Source organism: Sinorhizobium mexicanum, from assembly GCF_013488225.1.
Lineage (GTDB): Bacteria > Pseudomonadota > Alphaproteobacteria > Rhizobiales > Rhizobiaceae > Sinorhizobium > Sinorhizobium mexicanum.
The window spans coordinates 36,529-55,332 of record NZ_CP041239.1; the positions used below are offsets into that span (position 1 = coordinate 36,529).

Consider the following 18,804-nt stretch of genomic DNA (forward strand, 5'->3'; position numbering starts at 1 on the left):
GGTCCGCGGTTCGATTCTCCTCAAGGCGAGGCATGCGCAGTCGACGGTTAGATGGGCGATAGATCGACCGCCTCCGCGGCTTCCCCTACAAGGTTCTCCAAGCCGAAACACAGCCGGTGGCAACCGTCATCTCTCGGCGCGCATCCAAAAAACGTTCAGGCAGGCAGTCGCTCACTGCGGTCAACGTCGGCCGAGGTGCGCCAAAAGCGGTCGTCTCGAACATGGTTGGCGGTGACCAAAATGGGGCCGATGAACGAACCCGCTGCGCGGGAGTGCGCCCGCGTTTGAGGTAGAGGGCACAGGCCGGTCGTCGCGTGTGCATTGAGCGTGGTTTGGCTGAGGCAGAGCATGGCGGGCTTCTTCAACAAGGAGCCTGACCATGACCCATCCCGTTCTCGATGCACCGATCAGCCCGCTACGCCAACGGCTAATCGATGACATGAACATGCGGCGTTTCTCGCGGGAAACGCAGCGCAACTATCTCCGTGACATCGGACGCTTGGCGACATTCCTCGGGCGTTCACCAGACACGGCGACCGCCGACGACCTGCGGCGGTTCCAGATCGAGCAGCAGGAGGATGGCGTTCCCGTGCCGACCATGAACAGCATCGTGTCGGCGCTGCGCTTCTTCTTTACCCATACGGTCGACCGGCCGGACCTGGCCCGCAAGCTGGTTCGTCTGGCGCATCCGCGCAAGCTGCCCGTGGTGCTCAGTCGCGACGAGGTCGCGCGCCTCCTCAACGCCACCACCTGCCTCAAACACCAAGTCGCGCTCTCGGTCGCCTACGGCGCAGGCCTGCGGGTCGCCGAGGTGTCGATGCTGAAGGTCGCCGACGTCGACAGTGAGCGCATGCTGTTGCGTGTCGAGCGCGGCAAGGGCGGGCGCTATCGCAATGCCATGCTGTCGCCGGACCTGCTCACGCTTCTGCGTGAGTGGTGGAAGGTCGGACGTCAGCAAGGCGTGATGCACCGCGACGGCTGGCTGTTCCCAGGGCAGCACGCGATGAAGCCGATTAGCACGCGGCAGCTCTATCGTATCGTCGTCGAGGCGGCGCAGGCCGCCGACATCGCCAAGCGGGTCGGGCCGCACACGCTGCGTCACAGCTTCGCGACACACCTGTTGGAGGACGGCACCGATATCCGGATCATCCAGGTCCTGCTCGGGCACGCCAAGCTGAACAGCACCGCCTTCTACACCAAGGTCGCGACCCGGACAGTGCGCACGGTCACGAGCCCGTTCGACAAGCTCGGGCTGTTCAAGCCGGGAGAGAACTCGCCCGACGGCTGAGCCGTGCGCGTCTCGATCGAGGTCGCCGACATCTTCCGTGCCGCAGGACCCGCCTATCGGGCCGCCCATGCCGGCCAACTGAGCCTCGCCCAGCTCAAGGTGATGTCGGCTATCGAGAACTGCCGCACTGCTGCCCTTGGCGGTCATGTCGAAGCCTGCGAGGACTGCGGCCACTGGCGCGTCGCCTACAACTCCTGCCGTAACCGCCACTGTCCCAAGTGCCAGGGCGCGGCAGCGCGGACATGGTTCGCCAAGCGTGAGGCCGACCTCTTGCCGGTCGGATATTTCCACGTTGTATTTACGTTGCCCACCGAGGTTGCCGACATTGCCTTCCAGAACAAGGCGCTCGTCTACGACCTGCTGTTTAAGCCAGCGTCGGAGACGATGCTGACGATCGCGGCTGATCCCAGGCACCTCGGAGCCAGGATTGGTATCACCGCCGTGCTTCACACCTGGGGCTCGGCGATGACCCACCATCCCCACGTGCACATGATCGTGCCGGGCGGCGGTATTGCACTCAACGCAAGCCACTGGATATCGTCGCGGCCGGCATTCCTGCTTCCGGTGCGTGTGCTCGGCAAGCTGTTCCGTCGATTGTTCCTCACCCGGCTGCTCGCGCTGTACGAGGTGGACCGGCTTACCTTCTTCGGATCGTTGGCGCACCTCGCCGAGCGACGCGCCTTCCTGCGTCACTTGGCGCCGGTCCGGAAGAAGCACTGGGTGGTCTACGCGAAGGCGCCCTTCGCCGGACCGGAAGCAGTGCTCGCTTACCTGTCGCGATACACCCACCGGGTCGCGATCTCGAACAGCCGCCTGATCGCCTTCGACGCGAGCGGCATCACCTTCCGCTACAAGGATTATCGCCGCGCCGGCGCCGACCGGCAGCAGGTCATGACGCTCGGCGCTGACGAGTTCATCCGCCGCTTCCTGCTCCATGTCCTGCCGCGAGGCTTCCACCGCATCCGGCACTACGGATTGCTCGCCGGCTCCGCCCGCAAGGCCAGCCTCCTGCTTGCGCGCGAACTGCTAAACATCGCCGCGCCGCCCGATGACGGCACCCCGAAAAAGCCGGAGGACTTCAGCCCGATATGCCCCTGCTGCGGCGGACGCATAGTCGTCATCGAGGTGTTCGAACGGTGGAGGCAGCCTCGTGGACCCCCGGACACTTCGAAAGCGAACCGGGAGACCGTCCCATGACCCGGCATGACATGCTTCAACCCCAAGCCGCAGGCGCTCAAACTCCGGCAACGGATCCACGCGTGCCCATGGCGATCATCGACGCCGACAGAGCCACAACCAGCCGTGTGCCGGGTCGACAACACCGCGCTGAGGCGCAACGAAGCGGCCCGTCCGCATCCAACCTGTTACCTCCCGGCGACGCGCCAGCCATCGCCGACATCTGCCGAAATCCGAAATCTCCATAACCTTCGCCCTGTGGCCCGCGGGTTCCTTCCTCGGGGACTTTCGTACGCCCGCCGGCGCCCGAAACTCTTCACGAGAGCGGCCGAACCGCTTTCGGTTTGCGGCGAGCGATAGCGGACGTTCAGCATGCAAGGCGCAGTGTCTTGGCTGACCCGAAGCGGACCTCGCCCCCTTAGGATGCTAAGCTTCGCCTTGGGTGAAAGGCGTCCCTTCGCCTTGCTCAACTGAACGAGCAAGTTGCGCCAAATGCGGAACTTGCCGGACGGCGCTGCAAAGGCGCAAAACGCTCCCCTCGCAGACATAGCTCCATTGAAGGCCTGCAACTCTGAGAGGTCAGGAACATGGTGGTGTCTTAGGTCGCAGGGGGATTTTCGCGACCGATGTGCATGCCGCTATCCTGCTGCATGTATCCTTCAATCGTAATCGATTGAAGGATAAAAACATGCAGAAATTCAAATGGCTACAGCGACCCTTGCGCGTCCAATAAGACGCGCGGCGCTGTAGCGTAGCTTTTCAGCACAAAGGAGCTTCCCCATCATGTCGGAAAAATCTGAGAAGGGCCTCGATCGCCGCGACTTTGTGATTGCATCAATCGCCACCGTGGGCGCGTCCGCTGTCCTCGCCCGCAACGCTGGCCCTGCGCAAGCCCAGGACACGTCTGCATCCTCCGGCAATACGGCATCGGTGGCACCACTGGGGACGACTTATACGGGCGATGTGATCGACGGGAAGAAAGTCGTCAGCATGCTCGACGTGAACGACCTGGAGCCTGGAAGGAAGCACCTTCTGTATTTCCAGGGCGTGCAGATGCCCAGCGGACAGCACTGGTATGTCTCCGTGACGGTCGCCAAGGGGGCGAAGCCGGGCAAGCGTGGCGTTCTTACCAGCGGTGTACACGGCGACGAGATTAGCAGCATACATACGGTCCAGACCGTGATGAACCAGCTCGACCCCGCTGAGATGTCGGGCACGGTGACGGCGGTCACGGACGTGTCCCCTCCAGCCCTGCAAAGCATGCAGCGCAGATGGCCCAACCAGGGCAGAGGCATCGACCTGATCGATTTGAACCGGGTGTGGCCCGGGAACGAGAACGACGTCACTGCACCCGGCCGACACGCCTGGCTCCTGTTCAACAGGCTGCTGCGGCCGAACGCCGACTTCGCGCTCGACTTCCACACCGGCACAACCGGATTCGAAGTCACCGACTTCAATGTCGGCGGCATGGACGTACCCGAGGTCAAGGCGATGGTGGAGCTCTATCCGATCAGCCAGATCTACGACAACCATATCTATCCGGGCGTCCTGCAGAACGCGTTCATGGACGTGGGCATCCCGGCCTTTACGCCGGAGGTCGGCGCCGCGCGCGTGCTGGACCTCGAAATGATCCCACTGTTCGTGGAAGGGACGATGAACGTCCTCAAACATCATGGGATCGTTGCCGGGCCGATGGGCCGTACAGCCAAGGACGTGACTGTCTTTATCGGCGACAGTTCCTTCCCGATCCTGGCCACGGAGGGAGGGATCGTCGAGCATCTGGTCAAGCTGAACGACAAGGTCGAGCCCGGACAGAAGATAGCCGTCCAGCGCAACAGCTTCGGCGAAGTGGTTGCAGAATATACGAGCGGGGTGTCCGGAGAGCTAATCGGCCAGCGAAGCGATGCAATGGCGGAACCCGGCAACCCCTTGGTATTCATCCTTTTCCACAAGGCGACCCCGGAGGGCGTTGAGACCTATCCCGAGTAGTCCACCCGCCCGCAAGCAAACCTTCACATTTGCGAACGGCGTTGCGCGGGCTGTATTTGCCGTGGCTGCTCAATGGCGGTTTGGAAACCCATTCGAGACGTTTGCGCACATTTCCCGGAATGACCGAAAATGCCGTCGCGACGTTGACCACGAATGACCGCAACGGCTCGAGAGCGGAGACTGGCGCTTCCAGGATAACTTCCGCTCCTGGCGCAACCTCGACCTATAGCGTCGTCGTCGGCGAGTCTGCTTTCAGGAAGTGGCAAACCTGATCTCTACGGCCGACATGAGGCGCAAGACAGTCGCCGAGCTTACTTGCGGCGAAGGTCTGCTGGCGAGCCCCATCCGGTCCTTCCAGGTGTCGCCGTCAGCGGCACAGGTGGGTGGAATCCAGCAATTCGCTGGCAGAGTATCGAATGGCAGCATTGCCTGCACTGCGGGCGTTCATCGCCCTCGAGTGAACTTTACCCAAAACGGAAGCCCATCTGATCCAGTCGAACTCTCACTCATGGCCGGACGCGCTCGTTCGGGCAAGCGAGTGCCACGGTACTTTGACCATCGAATGGTCTACCGTTCCTCCGGCGGCTTGAGTTGCCGGAACTGCAGCAACAATAGAAGGTCGTAGGTGATCTTCAGCGCGGCACAGATGACGAGCGGCAAAGACCGATAGGAGGCGGCAAAGAGAGCACCCGCAAGGGCAGGGCTCGCCGCTGCGGCCAGACTGCGCGGCACGGATGTGAAGCTCGCGGCGGCGGCCCGCTCCGCCTCCGTCACAACGGCCATCACATAGGACGAACGCGTCGGCACGTCCATCTGCGACAGCGCCGCTCGGACCAGCAGCAGGGCAAGCGCCAGAGGCAAGGTGGGCGCGAACGCAGCCAGCAGAAGTGCGATGCTCGACGGAATGTGGGTGAACACCATGGTGTTGATGAGACCGATACGCCGCGATAGCCATGCGGCGACAGGAAACGAGAACGCCGACAGCACGCCTGCCCAGAAGAAGAACACCCCGGCTTGCGCGAGCGACAGATCGAAACGTTCGAACAGCCACAGCGCCAGCAGCGACTGGACGACGAAGCCGCCGGCGAAGGCGTCGAGGCTGAACAGGGCTGCGAGCTTCAGAACGACGGGGCGCGAAGGACCGAGCGCAGCGGTTTTGGCAGTTTCGTGGCTGGCGATGCGCTTCGGTATGCGGGCATACAGAAGGCCGCCGGCAATGCCCAGGAGCGCGTAGAGCACGAACATCAGCTTGATTGCCGTCAATCGTCCCAGCCCCGTGACAATTGTGAAATCCGGCAGGGCGGACGCGAGCGCGCCGGCGGCACTGGCGAGCGCTCCGACGAGGCTGTAGCGGGCAAACATCCTCGTCCGCTCCGCATCGGTCACTTCGCGTGTGAGCGCCGCGTGCTCCAGCGGCACGAAGACACTCACGCTGCCTGCCGACGGATTGATTGTGCCGGCAAATGCGACCACCAGCAGCAGCAGATAATCGTGCACCAGGGACATGGCGACGCCCGTGGCGGTCATCAGGCTCGCGGCGGCGAGCAGCAACCAGCGAAGATCGTGGCGCGCGCCGAGGAACCCGACGGCAATCGTCAAGAGCGCAGAGCCAAAGAGCGATGCCGTCGCAATGAGGCCGACCTGCAGCGGCGCGAATCCGAGGGCGAGCAGATAGACCGGCAAGAGGATAGCCACGAACCCGTCGCCGAAGTCGCGTAAAGTGCGCGCTCCGAAAAGATATGTTGCCGGATGGGTGCTTTGCACGGATCTCACGGCATCTATCGCCCAGCGGCCTCCTGCGCTCAGCTTTAGCGTTTACGACATCATCAGCGTCCACGTCATACCGGCGACGGCACAGGCCAGCAGCGTCGCAATCACTGATACACGGAACCGGAAGATTGCAATCCCTGCTGCCACGGTCAGCACGAGCGACGGCAGAACGAGCGAGCTCAGCACCGGCACGTCGAGCGAGAACCGGCCGAGGTTCCGGGTGACGACCTCGGAAAACAGCGTGTGCAGGCCGAACCAGACAGCCAGATTGAGGATCACCCCGACGACGGCGGCGGTGATCGCCGACATCGCGCCGGTGAGCGCCACGTTGTTGCGCAGCCGTTCGATGAACGGCGCTCCGAGGAAGATCCAGAGGAAGCAGGGGACGAAGGTCACCCAGGTCGTCAGGATCGCCGCAAGCGTCGCCGCCGTCATCGGGTTCAGCGATCCAGGATCGCGGTAGGCTCCCATGAAGCCGACGAACTGAACCACCATGATCAGCGGGCCAGGCGTCGTCTCGGCCATTCCGAGACCGTCGAGCATCTCACCGGGTTTCAGCCAGCCGTAATGCTGAACCGCCTCCTGGGCGACATAGGCAAGGACCGCGTAGGCTCCGCCGAAGGTAACGACCGCCATCTTGCTGAAGAACACGCCGATCTGGGTGAAGACGTTGTCGACGCCGAGGAAGGCTGTCAGCAGCGCCAACGGCACGAACCAGAGCGCAAAGAACACAGCCGACACCCGCAGCGACCAGGCGAGGTTCGGGCGAGCATGAATCGGCGTTTCTTCGCCAAGAACCGAGTCCTCGTCCTTGAGGATGGGTCCCGTGCCCGCCTTGTGACCGCCGCCGATCTGGAAGAGCGGTGAACCGGACCGGCCGCCGACATAGCCAATGATGCCGGCGGCCAGGATGATCAGCGGAAACGGCACGCGGAAGAAAAAGATGGCGACGAAGGCGGCCGCGGCGATGCCGATCATCAGTCGGTTTTTGAGCGCCCTGCTGCCAATCCGAAAGACGGCATGGACGACGACCGCAAGCACCGCTGCCTTGAGGCCGAAGAACAAGCCCTCGACAACGGTAACGTTGCCGAAGGCGGCATAGATGTAGCTCAGACCCAGAATGGCGAGGAAACCGGGCAGCACGAAGAGCGTACCGGCAACGAGGCCGCCGGCAGTGCGGTGCAAGAGCCAGCCGATATAGACGGCGAGCTGCTGCGCTTCGGGTCCGGGCAGCAGCATGCAGTAGTTCAACGCGTGCAGGAAGCGATGCTCTCCGATCCAGCGCTTCTCGTCGACGAGGATGCGGTGCATCACCGCGATCTGCCCGGCAGGGCCGCCGAAGCTCAACGCCGCCACTCTCAGCCAGACCCAGACGCCTTCGCTGAACGGGATGCCGTGGCTGTACGGCTGCCGCGCCGCATCGGGCGCGGCCTTGTCGGCAAGCTCGGTCATCTCAGGCATCCTTTTTCGGCGACGGCCAGTTATGCGTTTCGTCGGTCGCATCACGGCACCAACGGTAGAAGGCGTCATAGAGCAGCATCCCCGCCTCGAGCTGCTCGAGATCATCGGCGTACATGCGCGACAGGCCGAGCGATGCCGCGAGCAGGCCCGGCGCCTCCGGAGCGAGGTCGAGGCGGGCAGTGTCCGCGCCGCGCACGATGGTCGCGAGCCGCAGCATCGGTTCCGTCGCAAGGCCGAATTCCTCGACCATGACATCGAAGGTGCAAAGCTCGCCCCTATGGCTCCAGCGAACGGGAGAGTCGATGTCGAAGGGGGTTGCAGCAAAACGTTCGCCGACCATTTCGACCTCGGGCGGCGACACGTACAGGAAGACCGCCCGCGGATCGACAAAACGGCGGATCAGCCAAGGGCAGGCGATGCGGTCGATCTTCGGCCGCGCCCGCGTTACCCAGACAGTGCGTCCGCTGGCATCCCGCTCCGGCATCGCGGATATAGGCACGGCCGGATGGCCGCCCTCTGCCCAGGCTTCGAAACCGCCCTCGAGCACCTCGGCGGCAATGCCATAGTTCCGGAGCCAGGCGGCGACACCGGCGCTGAGTTTCTTGCCGCGATGGCAGACGACGACGGCGGAGTCGCTATCGATCTCCGCAGCCCAGTCCTGCACGTTGCGATAATCGCGCCGTACCGATCCCGGTACCAGGCGCGGGTCGACCTCGAAGTCCTCGTCGATGCGGACGTCGATCAGCGCAGGGCACTTCGGGGTGCCGATCAAGCGGGCGAGTTTGTCAGGTGAAATTTCAAGAAGTGACGACATGGCGCGTCCTCCGGGTGAGCGGTTGAATGGACGCGATACTTCGGCTGTCGCCTCGTGGGGTGATCGCAACCCCATGCGCGATTTTTTGCTCGCTTTGACCGGAGCTGTCAAGGCGGATCGATCGCTCGGTCAGCGCATGAATGGACAAAGAGGACAGAGGGTAGTTTGGCCGCTATTACGCCTTCAGGGGTCCTGCGGACTGCGCAATCAGGTATCGGAGCCCCTTGGCTCCGACGTCACCTTGCTCGACAATCCTGAAGCCGTTTTGGCTGAGATCGGTCGCGACCTTACCCAGATCGACGTGGCCGTGCCGGTGGAAACGGAAAATGTGGTTCTGCCTCGCTGACTTTGCAAAGTCGACGATCAGCACGCGCCCGCCCGGCTTCAAAACCCGCAAAGCTTCTCTGCCGAATTCCGCGCGGCCCGTCTTCGGCAGGTGATGCAACATAAGGGTGCTGAGGACGACGTCGAATTCCCCGTTCTGGTACGGCAGTTGCTGGGCGGTGGCGGTTGTGAAACTGATCCGGAGCCCCGCTCGATGGGCTTTTGCCGTCGCGCGTGCGACCATCTCGGCTGATGCATCGACCCCGTCTACACGTCCCGCCGGTCCGACCTGCTGCTTGGCGAGCAACGCCACGGTGCCGGTGCCGCAGCCGATATCGAGGACCGCTTCTCCCGGCTTCAGCCTCGCGAAACTCAGCATCTTCTCGCGGAAAGCGCGCTCGCGGCCGTAGGTCAGAAACCAGGCCAGAATGTCGTAGAGGGCGGCGGAGTGCAGCAGGATGCCGATATGCGGCGTCTTCGCCGCTCCGGGGACCGATTTTTCGGTGGTGGCGGTCAGTGAACGGTGAGCGCGGGGCCAGATAACCAAGACGGCAATGATCGCGAGTGCGCCGACATGAAGGAGGAGAACAGGAATTCCCAGGGAGAAGATCGCATTTGCCTGCCCTAGCAGGGCAAGCGCCGCGACCACCAGGACGAGTTTGATAACGACTGCCGCCCGCAGCGGAAGCCTTCCGTGAATTTTCTCAAAAAAGCTGGGGTGCATGGCGTCTCTCCTGTCGGCCTGGTTCGCTTCGAACCGTCTGCAGGAGCATAAGATACTGGACGGCGTGTCCAGTATCCGTTTTACTGGGCGCGGCGCGCCATAACGCCCAATATTGGACAGGTTGGTGGCTTGTGACCGAAAAGGGACAGCATCAGTGACCGCCGGATCGATCGATCGCCGTGTCGCCCGAACCCGGAGCCGCCTGCAACAGGCGCTGCTCAAGCTGACTGCCGAAAAAGAATATGGAGCGGTCACCGTCGAGGACATCTGCAGGGAAGCCGATGTCGGACGCTCGACCTTCTACACGCATTATCCCGATAAGGAGTGCCTGAGAAAGGCAACGATCGACGAGCATATGAAGAGCCTGCAGGCGCGCGGTGCCGAGCGTCATTCGATGCGAGACTTCGAGAGCTTCTCCTTCAGCGGGCCGGCATTTGCGCATGCTTATGCAACGCGGGAGATGCATCGGGGGCTGATGGGCGGGACAAAGCGCGAAATACCGAAAGAGATCCGCGACTGGATCAGCGGGCAAATACGCCGCGAACTGGCTGGCATCGCAGATGGTGGCAAGGATCGGGTGAGGCTTGAGATCGCCACGCGCTTCGTTACCGGCGCGTTCTTCGAGGTCATGCACTGGTGGCTTGACGGAGATGGAAGACTGCCTCCGCAAGAGGTCGACCGGATGTTCCAGAAATTGGCCTTCGACGGGGTAGGCACGGCTCTCGCCGCGCACGACGATGGCGGCGGCTAAACCGCTATGCTCGCAAGCGACCATTGAAGTGAGCGGAAAGGCATGGGGGAGTCGGGAAAAGTGGCCGATAAGGGAGTTGCCCTAAGGATCGGCGAGGCCATGGAGGGCAGGTTTTCCACCGATGGCGCTTTGACATTATTAAGTCGCATATTCGGAATTCGGTTCATCCGATGTTCCAAGTCATACAGCAGCAGGGCGGCGACATGAATTTCATCAGGATCGTGGCAGTGTTTGCCATCTCAACGCCCGCTATCCCAGCTTTGGCGGATCCCTATCAGGAGGCCGTGGACGGGCTGATGCGAGCGTCTTTCCGGCATATGGAGCAGACCTACATCTGCCGCGGCCTGACCGGTCTTTCGCGGTACCAGGACGCACTCGTTGCGGCTGAAAATGCCGTCCGTTTAACCGGGGTGCCCACCGACTTGGCAATGTCGACTGTGGCGAAAATGGCTTCCAATATTGAGACAGCACCTCAGCGAGTGCGTCAGCCCAGTCTCAGCGATTGCGCGGTCGGCGTCACCCGTACGAAGCAGGAGCTTCTGGGCTGGGGGGCGAAGTTTCGTCGCGCACAAGAGTGACTTCCCCAGGGCCGCCATTTTGGCTTCGTTGGCATCACGTCAGCCAAGGGCGCGACCACCGACATCACCGCATGAAGATCTCGTGAATCGCGACCGCGACGAGGATCACGCCGGCGGCCGCCTCGAGCGTCTTCGCTGCCGTGACCAGCAGCTCACGCCGGGTGGCGAGCAACCTCTCGATCCGCGTCCGGAAGAACACCGTGGCCAGCGCGACGCTTGAGAGCGTCAGTGTCACCCCGGTCATCATCACGATCGCGAACATGATACCGGCCTCAGGTACACCGCGCGACATGGCGAAGGTCATGACAAATAAGGTCAGAGGACAGGGGATGAGGCCGGCCATGAAGCCGACGGCGACGCTCTCGCCTTCGCCATGGTGATGCGGGGGGCGGAACAGGGCGCTCCAAAGCATCCAGACGCCGATCGCGCCGAGCAGGCCGCGGCTGACGTCCTCCAGCAGCGGGGCCGAACCGGCGCTGCCGAGCATGACCGAGACCAGCGGTAGCGAGAACAGCGCGATCAGCACTGCCATGGTCACGTGCGTCACCGACAGCGCGATCGACACCGTGAGACCGCGGGTCATCCCTGCCGACGATCCCGTCAGGTAGGTGGCGAGCACGGCCTTGCTGTGGCCAGGCGTCAGCGCATGCACCGCGCCGAAGACGATGCCCATGGGGAGAAAGGCGAGGAAGGCCGTCCAGCCGCCGCCATTCGCGAAGGTTTTGATGTGTTCGGCGAAGGCGAGATAGATGTCCCGCTGAATGTCTATTATCGTTTGCAGCAAAGCCCTTATGCCCAGTTGAGTGCGATGCCCGCGACGGTCAGGTAGCGTGTTATCTTGGAGATCGCCACCAGCACCACAAAATGCGTTAGTGGCTCTTTCATGACCCCTGCGGCCACGGTGATCGGGTCGCCGACGATCGGCATCCAGCTCAAGAGCAGCGACCACTTGCCGTAACGGTGATACCAGCGTTGAGCCCGTTCAAGCCCGGCGTCGCTTGCCGGGAACCAGTGCCTGCTCCGGAAACGCTCGATGCCGCGGCCGATCAGCCAGTTCACGACTGAGCCGAGCACATTGCCGAGGCTCGCTATGGCAATGAGCAGCCATGGCGAGTAGCCGGCGACCAGCAACCCTGCCAACGCAGCCTCCGACTGCATCGGTAGGATCGTGGCGGCAGCGAGCGCCACCGCAAACAGCCCCGCGTATGCGGTGAGGTCGCTCATCGTTCCGCAGGCCAGTCGGGATGGTGGCTGTCGATCACGAAGACATGGGTATGCTTGTGTGCGTTACCGACTGGCGTCGCTCCGGCGAGGTGGGGATGGTCCTCGGCAAGCTCTTCGTGGACGTGCTCGATCTCGTCGGGATCATGCGCGGGCCAGAGCCGCGTCGCAGCGACGATCGCGGTTGTGGCGATCACGCCGAGTGTGCCGAACGTCGCCGGCAGACCGACCGTCGCGCCAAGCCATCCGGCGAGCGGATAGGTGATCAGCCAGCAGGCATGCGACAGCGCGAACTGTGCCGCAAAAAGCGCCGGCCGGTCCTCCGGATGCGATGACCGGCGCAGCAGCCGGCCGGATGGCGTCTGCGTCAGCGAATAGCCGAGGCCGATGGCGACCCACAGCGGCAGCAGCAGTGCAAAGCTCTGGACGAACACGCCGATGAACAGACCGGCGGCGAGTACCGCGGCACCCGCCAGCATGGCAGCCCGGTCCGGCCTTTTGTCGAGAAGTCGTGGCAGCAGCAGCGCGGCGATCATCGAGCCACCGCCGAAAGCCGCTAGAGCGATAGCCGTCGCACGCTGCGTGAGCCCGAATTCCGCCTGGACCAGCACCACGGTGTTGACGATGACCATCGATCCGGCCGCCGCCACCGCGAGGTTGAGCGCGAGCAGGCCGCGCAGCCGCGGCGTGGCAAGATAGATGCGCAGACCCCGTGTCGTCCGGTCATAGATGCCGCGCCGCTCCGCCGCCTTCGGGCTCGGCAGCACGACCGAGATGACCAGGGCCGCCGAAGCGAGGAAGCCGATCACGGTGCCCGCGAACAGACTATGGAAGCTGACAACGGTCAGCAGAGCGGCTGCGAGCATCGGACTTGCGACGCTCTCGAGATCATAGGCAAGACGCGACAGCGAAAGCGCCCGCGTATACTCCTTCTCGTCTGGCAGGACGTCGGGAATGGTCGCCTGGAAGGTCGGCGTGAAGGCGGCCGACGCCGATTGCAGCACGAAGATCAGGACATAGACCTGCCAGACCTCGCTGACGAACGGCAGCAACAGCGCTACCGCGCCACGGACGAGATCGAGGCAGACGAGCATCGCGCGGCGCGGAAGCCGCTCGGCGAAGGCGGCGGCGACGGGCGCGACGCCGACATAGGCGATCATCTTGATGGCGAGCGCCGTGCCGAGCACCGCCCCCGCCTCGGCCCCCGCCAGATCATAGGCGAGAAGGCCGAGTGCGACGGTGGCGAGGCCGGTTCCGACAAGCGCGATCACCTGGGCGAGGAAGAGGTGGCGGTAAGTGCGGTTGGCGAGGACTTTCAGCATGACTTAGATCTGAGCCCACTCATCGACAGCGGATGTTGCCACGGCTACCGCCGGCTGCGCCGAAAGGAAGTGATCGGGCTCCAGCCCATGCAGCGCGCCGAGCAGGATGGCGCTTGGAACGAACAGCCAGGCATGGGCGGACCCCTGCGCAATCAGATCGGCGAAAGCGGGCATTGGCAGACCTCAGAGATATTTCGTGATCGACTTGAACTCGTCGATTGACTGGCGCTGGTCGCGAGGAAGTGCGCCGACCGTCTCCTCGAGACAATGGTCCAGGTGGTCCTGGATTAGCGTCCGCTTCGCCTGCGTGATCGCCTTCTCCACCGCGTGGAGTTGCTGGGCGATGTCGAGGCAGTGCCTGCCGCCCTCGATCATGGCGATGACGCTTTTCAGATGTCCTTCGGCTCGTTTCAGCCGCTTGACGATTTCCGGATGGGTTTCGTGCCTGTTCTCTGTCATGGCTCCGTCCTATCCCCCTGGAGGGGATATTGCAACCATGCAGCCTTACTCGAATGCGCGAACACCAGTATCAGTGCGGCCATGTTGCTTCGTCCGGGCCTGCGACTGCAGACAATTCTCGCCGCCTTCGCGGCCGTCATTGCCATGCTGATGTACGCGTTGTCAGCGCCGAGCTCCCATTCACCGCGCCTGCATTCCGCCAGCGTGAAGGTAATGGATGCTGGCAGGCATTACGATCATGGCGACCACTCCCATGACGACTTCGAGCTTGCCGATGCGGCGGGAGACGTCACATACCACCACCATGCCGACCATACGCATGAGAAGGCCGAACTTGCGTTCGATGGCAATCACGGGTGGTTCTGGCGTAACCGCACGAGCGAGCCGGCGACCGTCACCTTGAAGACGAGGGTGCATAGTCGGACATCAAGCGCATGATGTAATTCGAGGGGGGCATGTCGCCGGCGGCACACGCCGGCGACAGCTCGCCACCGGCCAACAGGCGAGCATTGTCAGGGCCTGATTTGAACGAGGTCCGGCACACGATGTGTCCTAGCCGGAACCAAGCATGGAATGCAGGCGTTAAACTTCATTGCGCAACTGACAAAGAATCATGAGTTCTTCCGTGCCCTGTCGAACCGCAATGGTCGCCGCCGTTCTCGTCGCTCTGGCACCGTTGTCAGCCCATTCCGCCAGCAACACTGTCCGGGCTGTGGAAGAATTCCACCACATTTGTCTGGCCGAGGGGCCGGATTTCCTGCGGATGAGCCAGGATGCGTATGGTCGCGATTGGGAATTGCTGGCCGAAGTCGCTTTTGATGACCTGGCACCGATCGCCAATCCGGACATGGTCCGGGTCTGGCTGACGACCAAACCCGATGGTGGTCTGCCGGCGGGGACCATCATCGCCTTCACCGAAGCATCGCTCGACGGCAAGCCCGTACATACATGCACATTGGCGCTACCCCACATCGATCCGGGAGAGTTTCAGAAGGCTTTCTTCACCCGGACAGATGCCGAAAAAATCTCTGAAGAGCGCAGCTCAGCGGAGGTAAACCGGCTCTACATCCTCATGGTTTCTGGGCGGCAGCAATTCGTCCGAATGGTGCTTCCAACTTCAAGCACCTCTGGAAAGCCGCTCATTGTCGCGAGCTCGATTATGAGACGAGACATCGTCGAGAAGAACGGTACGAACGAATAAGCAACAGCCCGGATAGAGGCGGCCGTTTTAAGTTCGCCCTGCTCAGCGCAACCGGAGAATGTCGGCCAGCCGATCCTGCTTTCTCTCCGTTGGGCCGAGGTCCATCCCCGACAAGACATCCTCCAGATGCCTCTTCATCAGGTCGGCTGCCCGCGACCCGTCGCCGTTTGCTATCGCTTCGACCAAGGTTTCGTGAGCATGGCTCTCGCAGGTCGTCTCGCGCCTTTTCCAGTAAAGCGCCACCACCAGCGACGAGTTGGAAACCAGCTCGCGGACGAAATCCGTCAGGACCGTATGGTTGGCGATCTCGGCAATTTCTATGTGAAATTGTGCAGATGCGGCGATCGCCTGGCTCGCGTCGCCTGAGCTGACCGCCTCGTGTTCGACGTGCATGTGCTTGCGCAGCTTGGCGATGTCTGACTTCTTCGCGGTCTCGGCTGCAATTGCTGCAACTTTCGGTTCGATCAGTATGCGCGCCTCAAAGACTTCGCGCGCTTCTGCCTTGCTGGGACTGGAAATGAATGTGCCGCGATTTGGCTGCAGACGCGCTAGCCGGTCATGGGTCAGCGCTTGAAGCGCTGATCGTACCACGGTTCGGCTAACGGCGTAGATCGACGCGAGCTCGTCCTCCGGAAGCTTGGTGCCCGGTGTCAGCCTGTGACTGACGATCGCATCGCGCAGGGCGATGTAGATCGGCCACCAACTGGTCTGTTTCTCCGCTGATCTGTCCTCGTTGAACATTGAGTTGCTTCCATAGCGTCCGTAACCTGGGATTTATTATCAAATTCTCATTGCGTCTACTGGTGTACCTCACTCCCGGCGAAGTTGGCCGGGCATTCGGAGCGAAGGGGACCGAAGTTGGCTGCGAAGCTAGAGCAACTAGAAACCAGTGCGCCTTCGAGCAGCAATTCCTTGGCAAAATTCCCCGCTTCACTCATTCGACTGTAATCAATGCCTGCCCGTCGCGTGCGATTGGCTGACCCCGCTTGAGCACAAGCTTGCGCTTGGGACGGGCCGCGACTGCTTCCGGGATCGTCTCGGCATCGATCAGCACCAGATCCGCATGGGCGCCCTCGTGGAGTCCGTAGCTTTCGAGTTTCAGCACGTCGGCGCCCCCCTGTGTGCAGACGTGCAAGGCGTATTCGACGTCGCTATCATTGCGGAAATTGTTGCGCAGGCCGATGAACAACGCGCGCTCGAGCATGTCGAGATTCCCGTAGGGACCCCAGGTATCGCGAATCCCGTCAGAGCCGGCGCACAGGCGGACGCCGGCTCGGCGCAGTTCGTCCGCGGCTGGAGCGGGCCAACCAGCCGGCGCCGTCGTAGCGATCGCGATGTCTTCGCGGGCCAACTGCTCCACCAAGGCATTGACGCGCAAACGATCGGTCATGCCAAGGCAAAAGGCGTGGCTGACTGTCACCTTGCCCCGCATGCCGAGCGCGCGCGTGCGCTCGATGATCAGCTCCAACGAAAACGCGCCGAGGGCATCGGGCTCATGCAGGTGAATGTCGATCGGTTTGCCGTGCTTCTCTGCAAGACCGAAGACCGCATCGAGCTGCCCCTTCGGATCCCGGTCGATGCCGCAGGGGTCGAGGCCGCCGACGACGTCGGCGCCGGCGGCAAGCGCTGCGTCCATGAGTTCCAAGGTGCCCGGACGGATCATCATGCCGGACTGCGGAAAGGCGACGATTTCCATGTCGACGACATCGCGAAAATGCTGTCGCGTCTCTGCCACGCCCTCGAAACACCAGAGCTTCTGGTCGGTGTCCACGTCCACATGACTGCGGATGGCAGTGGTGCCATGCGACGCGGCAAGGGCTACCTGCCGGGCCGATTGGCGGCGAGGATCGATGTCGAGTTCGCGGCGCAGCCGGCGCTCGGTCGATATTTTGTCCTCGAGAGTAGGCCCGGCCTGGTGGGCGTGCCATCCCATGCCCCACAGGGATTTGTCGAGATGCGCATGCGCCTCGACAAACCCTGGAATAGCGATCGCGCCGTTCCCGTCTTCCACTTTGACGTTCTCGGGTTCGCCGCTCCCAATCGAGGCAATTCGTCCGTCGCGAATCAGGATGTTCGTAGCTGCGCCGCCAAAGGGTCGAATATTTTTGAGTAGGAGTCCTGACATCTGAGCGCCGCCTAGCGTTCGAGTTTCTGAAGGGAGTGGTTTCCATCCTGGTCCGACGGGGTGCCGATCTCGGTAGCGCGGCTCTTGACAGGCGTCGGCTCGCCATAACCCGCAGCGATGTCGTGGTGAGCAAGTTCGGCGGGCTTCTTCAGCACAAACTGGCTGTCGGCAACGATGTAGTTGTCAGCATGCAGGCGCGCGATTGGCTGGTAGACCTCAGGAAGCACATAGCGACCACGTTCGTCTAGGCACTCGTCGCGCACATACATCTGCACGACTTCGCCGATGACGATCGTGCGGCGGCCGTAGTCGAGAATTTGCGAGACGCGGCATTCCATGGCGCAGGGCGATTCCTTGATGCGGGACGCCGCCACCTTGAGCGATGGCACGCTCGTCAGCCCTGAAACTGCGATCTCATCGACATCGCTGGGGAAATTGATGCCGGTGACAATCATCTCCTTGGCGATCGCCATGTCGACCATGTGGACGACGAATTCACCCGAGCGGCGGATATTGGCCACCGTGTCCTTCGAACTGCCGTCCGGCCGGGTTTGCATGCCGAGGATCAGCAGCGGCGGATCGTGGGAGAATACGTTGAAGAAGCTCATTGGAGCGGCGTTGTTGCGGCCGTGCTCGTCAACGGTGGTGACGAGCGCGATCGGCCGCGGCCCAACGAAGCTGCACAAGAGGCGGTAGCGGTCCTTTTCCGGGAGTTCGGCAAAATCGAAATCCATGGCTAGCTCCGTTCGGCTGCAGTGCGGCCGGCAAGTTGATGATCGATGCCCCGGACCAGGGCGGCTGGAGCATACTCGGCAAGCTTTCCGGCGTAGGATTTTGGCAGCGGAAACGCCAGATCTCCGATCTTCGAGGTGCGCAGTCCCATCCCCACAATGGCCTCGGCGAACTTTACTGCGGCGGCCACACCATCGACGACGGGAAGGCCGAGCCTTTCCTGCAGGTGCTTCGCCAGATTCGACATGCCGGCGCACCCGAGAACGATGGCTTCCGCCTGGTCATCGCGAACGGCCTTCTCGCACTCGGCAAATATGACGGCGCGCGCGCTTGAATCGGGGTTTTCGAGTTCGAGCACGGGTACGTCGGTGGCGCGCACCCGGCGGCAATGGTTCTGCATGCCGTAGCTGCGAACCAGGTGCTCCGACATGATCCGTGTACGCTCAAGCGTGGTCACGATGGAAAAGCTGGTCGCCAAAAAAGTTGCCGCGTGCATTGCGGCCTCGGCGACCCCCAAGACAGGCGACGCAGTAATTTCACGCGCAGCGAGGAGTCCCGGATCGCCAAAGCAGGCTATGACATAGGCGTCGGCCGGCACTCCTCCCCGTATCTCGTCGATCACCCCCATCACGCTGAGGGCCTCGTCGTAGTGCCCTTCGATCGATGCTGCGCCTGAGCGAGACGTCGCAAGGACAATCTCGCTATCAGCCGCTGCGACCTTACGAGCGGTATGCCCCATGAGCTCCGTCATGGCCGCAGTCGTGTTTGGATTTATCAGTTTGATGAGCATTTGGACCTCGTTGTATACAATTAGTAACACAATTAAATGCGATGTCTACAAAGCAATCTCATAGTCTCGTGCAGCATGA

At 62.4% G+C, this 18,804-nt stretch carries 19 protein-coding genes and 1 pseudogene; 7 read left to right on the forward strand and 13 right to left on the reverse strand.

Annotated elements, in window-relative coordinates; genetic code table 11:
• Nucleotides 1–379 precede the first annotated feature (379 nt).
• The 3 genes from FKV68_RS20320 (at nt 380) to FKV68_RS20330 (ending at nt 4,453) form a co-directional block, all read left to right on the forward strand.
• Complete coding sequence (locus tag FKV68_RS20320; protein WP_180941793.1) at nt 380–1,288, forward strand: tyrosine-type recombinase/integrase; 909 nt, start codon at nt 380–382, stop codon at nt 1,286–1,288.
• Between the two features lie 3 nt (nt 1,289–1,291).
• Nucleotides 1,292–2,485, forward strand: coding sequence for an IS91 family transposase (locus FKV68_RS20325; protein ID WP_180941794.1), 1,194 nt, complete (start codon nt 1,292–1,294; stop codon nt 2,483–2,485).
• Nucleotides 2,486–3,247: 762 nt separating this feature from the next.
• Nucleotides 3,248–4,453: a succinylglutamate desuccinylase/aspartoacylase family protein gene (locus FKV68_RS20330; RefSeq protein WP_180941795.1), complete on the forward strand. Its 1,206-nt coding sequence runs from the start codon at nt 3,248–3,250 to the stop codon at nt 4,451–4,453.
• A 567-nt stretch (nt 4,454–5,020) separates the two neighbouring features.
• On the opposite strand, the gene FKV68_RS20335 is transcribed toward FKV68_RS20330, so the two are convergent.
• From FKV68_RS20335 to FKV68_RS20350, 4 genes are all read right to left on the reverse strand, one after another.
• Nucleotides 5,021–6,226 (reverse strand): MFS transporter, encoded by a 1,206-nt coding sequence (locus tag FKV68_RS20335; RefSeq protein ID WP_180941796.1) that lies wholly within the window; start codon nt 6,224–6,226, stop codon nt 5,021–5,023.
• A gap of 42 nt (nt 6,227–6,268) precedes the next feature.
• Nucleotides 6,269–7,684, reverse strand: coding sequence for a chromate efflux transporter (gene chrA / locus FKV68_RS20340; RefSeq protein ID WP_180941797.1), 1,416 nt, complete (start codon nt 7,682–7,684; stop codon nt 6,269–6,271).
• Nucleotides 7,677–8,498, reverse strand: a complete 822-nt coding sequence (locus FKV68_RS20345; RefSeq protein WP_180941798.1) for a chromate resistance protein ChrB domain-containing protein — start codon at nt 8,496–8,498, stop codon at nt 7,677–7,679. Before FKV68_RS20345 ends, chrA begins: the two co-directional genes overlap by 8 nt.
• Nucleotides 8,499–8,673: 175 nt before the next feature.
• Nucleotides 8,674–9,546 (reverse strand): class I SAM-dependent methyltransferase, encoded by an 873-nt coding sequence (locus FKV68_RS20350; RefSeq protein WP_180941799.1) that lies wholly within the window; start codon nt 9,544–9,546, stop codon nt 8,674–8,676.
• Nucleotides 9,547–9,700: 154 nt separating this feature from the next.
• Here FKV68_RS20350 and FKV68_RS20355 point away from each other — a divergent pair, with 154 nt between their 5' ends.
• Together FKV68_RS20355 and FKV68_RS20360 are read left to right on the forward strand one after the other, a co-directional pair.
• On the forward strand, nt 9,701–10,297 hold the full coding sequence (locus FKV68_RS20355) for a TetR/AcrR family transcriptional regulator (RefSeq protein WP_209647335.1): 597 nt from the start codon (nt 9,701–9,703) through the stop codon (nt 10,295–10,297).
• Nucleotides 10,298–10,467: 170 nt separating this feature from the next.
• Complete coding sequence (locus tag FKV68_RS20360) at nt 10,468–10,875, forward strand: hypothetical protein (RefSeq protein WP_180941800.1); 408 nt, start codon at nt 10,468–10,470, stop codon at nt 10,873–10,875.
• Nucleotides 10,876–10,939: 64 nt separating this feature from the next.
• On the opposite strand, the gene FKV68_RS20365 is transcribed toward FKV68_RS20360, so the two are convergent.
• From FKV68_RS20365 to FKV68_RS20385, 5 genes and pseudogenes are all read right to left on the reverse strand, one after another.
• Nucleotides 10,940–11,659 (reverse strand): nickel/cobalt transporter, encoded by a 720-nt coding sequence (locus FKV68_RS20365; protein ID WP_180941801.1) that lies wholly within the window; start codon nt 11,657–11,659, stop codon nt 10,940–10,942.
• Between the two features lie 5 nt (nt 11,660–11,664).
• On the reverse strand, nt 11,665–12,099 hold the full coding sequence (locus tag FKV68_RS20370) for a YqaA family protein (protein WP_180941802.1): 435 nt from the start codon (nt 12,097–12,099) through the stop codon (nt 11,665–11,667).
• Nucleotides 12,096–13,418: an MFS transporter gene (locus FKV68_RS20375; protein WP_180941803.1), complete on the reverse strand. Its 1,323-nt coding sequence runs from the start codon at nt 13,416–13,418 to the stop codon at nt 12,096–12,098. The genes FKV68_RS20370 and FKV68_RS20375 overlap by 4 nt, the downstream gene beginning before the upstream one ends.
• Before the next feature lie 36 nt (nt 13,419–13,454).
• Nucleotides 13,455–13,592, reverse strand: a pseudogene (locus FKV68_RS20380) (nickel/cobalt efflux protein RcnA); the annotation flags it as partial.
• A 9-nt stretch (nt 13,593–13,601) separates the two neighbouring features.
• Nucleotides 13,602–13,877, reverse strand: coding sequence for a metal-sensing transcriptional repressor (locus FKV68_RS20385; RefSeq protein ID WP_180941806.1), 276 nt, complete (start codon nt 13,875–13,877; stop codon nt 13,602–13,604).
• Between the two features lie 81 nt (nt 13,878–13,958).
• Here FKV68_RS20385 and FKV68_RS33165 point away from each other — a divergent pair, with 81 nt between their 5' ends.
• A complete protein-coding gene (locus tag FKV68_RS33165; protein ID WP_245181773.1) occupies nt 13,959–14,315 on the forward strand; it encodes a hypothetical protein in 357 nt (118 codons plus the stop codon).
• A 205-nt stretch (nt 14,316–14,520) separates the two neighbouring features.
• Nucleotides 14,521–15,078, forward strand: coding sequence for a hypothetical protein (locus tag FKV68_RS20395; RefSeq protein WP_180941807.1), 558 nt, complete (start codon nt 14,521–14,523; stop codon nt 15,076–15,078).
• Nucleotides 15,079–15,120: 42 nt separating this feature from the next.
• On the opposite strand, the gene FKV68_RS20400 is transcribed toward FKV68_RS20395, so the two are convergent.
• From FKV68_RS20400 to FKV68_RS20415, 4 genes are all read right to left on the reverse strand, one after another.
• A complete protein-coding gene (locus FKV68_RS20400; RefSeq protein WP_180941808.1) occupies nt 15,121–15,819 on the reverse strand; it encodes a GntR family transcriptional regulator in 699 nt (232 codons plus the stop codon).
• Nucleotides 15,820–16,012: 193 nt separating this feature from the next.
• On the reverse strand, nt 16,013–17,203 hold the full coding sequence (locus tag FKV68_RS20405) for an amidohydrolase family protein (protein WP_180941809.1): 1,191 nt from the start codon (nt 17,201–17,203) through the stop codon (nt 16,013–16,015).
• 11 nt (nt 17,204–17,214) lie between these two features.
• Complete coding sequence (locus FKV68_RS20410) at nt 17,215–17,937, reverse strand: flavin reductase family protein (protein WP_180941810.1); 723 nt, start codon at nt 17,935–17,937, stop codon at nt 17,215–17,217.
• A gap of 2 nt (nt 17,938–17,939) precedes the next feature.
• Nucleotides 17,940–18,725: an aspartate/glutamate racemase family protein gene (locus FKV68_RS20415; RefSeq protein ID WP_180941811.1), complete on the reverse strand. Its 786-nt coding sequence runs from the start codon at nt 18,723–18,725 to the stop codon at nt 17,940–17,942.
• Nucleotides 18,726–18,804 lie beyond the last annotated feature (79 nt).

Bases quoted from the DNA above. Each gene is read 5' to 3' on its own strand.
- FKV68_RS20320 (WP_180941793.1), top strand. From the start codon at position 380: ATGACCCATCCCGTTCTCGATGCACCGATCAGCCCGCTACGCCAACGG.
- FKV68_RS20330 (WP_180941795.1), top strand. From the start codon at position 3,248: ATGTCGGAAAAATCTGAGAAGGGCCTCGATCGCCGCGACTTTGTGATT.
- chrA (WP_180941797.1), bottom strand. From the start codon at position 7,684: ATGCCTGAGATGACCGAGCTTGCCGACAAGGCCGCGCCCGATGCGGCG.
- FKV68_RS20345 (WP_180941798.1), bottom strand. From the start codon at position 8,498: ATGTCGTCACTTCTTGAAATTTCACCTGACAAACTCGCCCGCTTGATC.
- FKV68_RS20350 (WP_180941799.1), bottom strand. From the start codon at position 9,546: ATGCACCCCAGCTTTTTTGAGAAAATTCACGGAAGGCTTCCGCTGCGG.
- FKV68_RS20360 (WP_180941800.1), top strand. From the start codon at position 10,468: ATGTTCCAAGTCATACAGCAGCAGGGCGGCGACATGAATTTCATCAGG.
- FKV68_RS20370 (WP_180941802.1), bottom strand. From the start codon at position 12,099: ATGAGCGACCTCACCGCATACGCGGGGCTGTTTGCGGTGGCGCTCGCT.
- FKV68_RS20375 (WP_180941803.1), bottom strand. From the start codon at position 13,418: ATGCTGAAAGTCCTCGCCAACCGCACTTACCGCCACCTCTTCCTCGCC.
- FKV68_RS20385 (WP_180941806.1), bottom strand. From the start codon at position 13,877: ATGACAGAGAACAGGCACGAAACCCATCCGGAAATCGTCAAGCGGCTG.
- FKV68_RS33165 (WP_245181773.1), top strand. From the start codon at position 13,959: ATGTTGCTTCGTCCGGGCCTGCGACTGCAGACAATTCTCGCCGCCTTC.
- FKV68_RS20395 (WP_180941807.1), top strand. From the start codon at position 14,521: ATGGTCGCCGCCGTTCTCGTCGCTCTGGCACCGTTGTCAGCCCATTCC.
- FKV68_RS20400 (WP_180941808.1), bottom strand. From the start codon at position 15,819: ATGTTCAACGAGGACAGATCAGCGGAGAAACAGACCAGTTGGTGGCCG.
- FKV68_RS20405 (WP_180941809.1), bottom strand. From the start codon at position 17,203: ATGTCAGGACTCCTACTCAAAAATATTCGACCCTTTGGCGGCGCAGCT.
- FKV68_RS20410 (WP_180941810.1), bottom strand. From the start codon at position 17,937: ATGGATTTCGATTTTGCCGAACTCCCGGAAAAGGACCGCTACCGCCTC.
- FKV68_RS20415 (WP_180941811.1), bottom strand. From the start codon at position 18,725: ATGCTCATCAAACTGATAAATCCAAACACGACTGCGGCCATGACGGAG.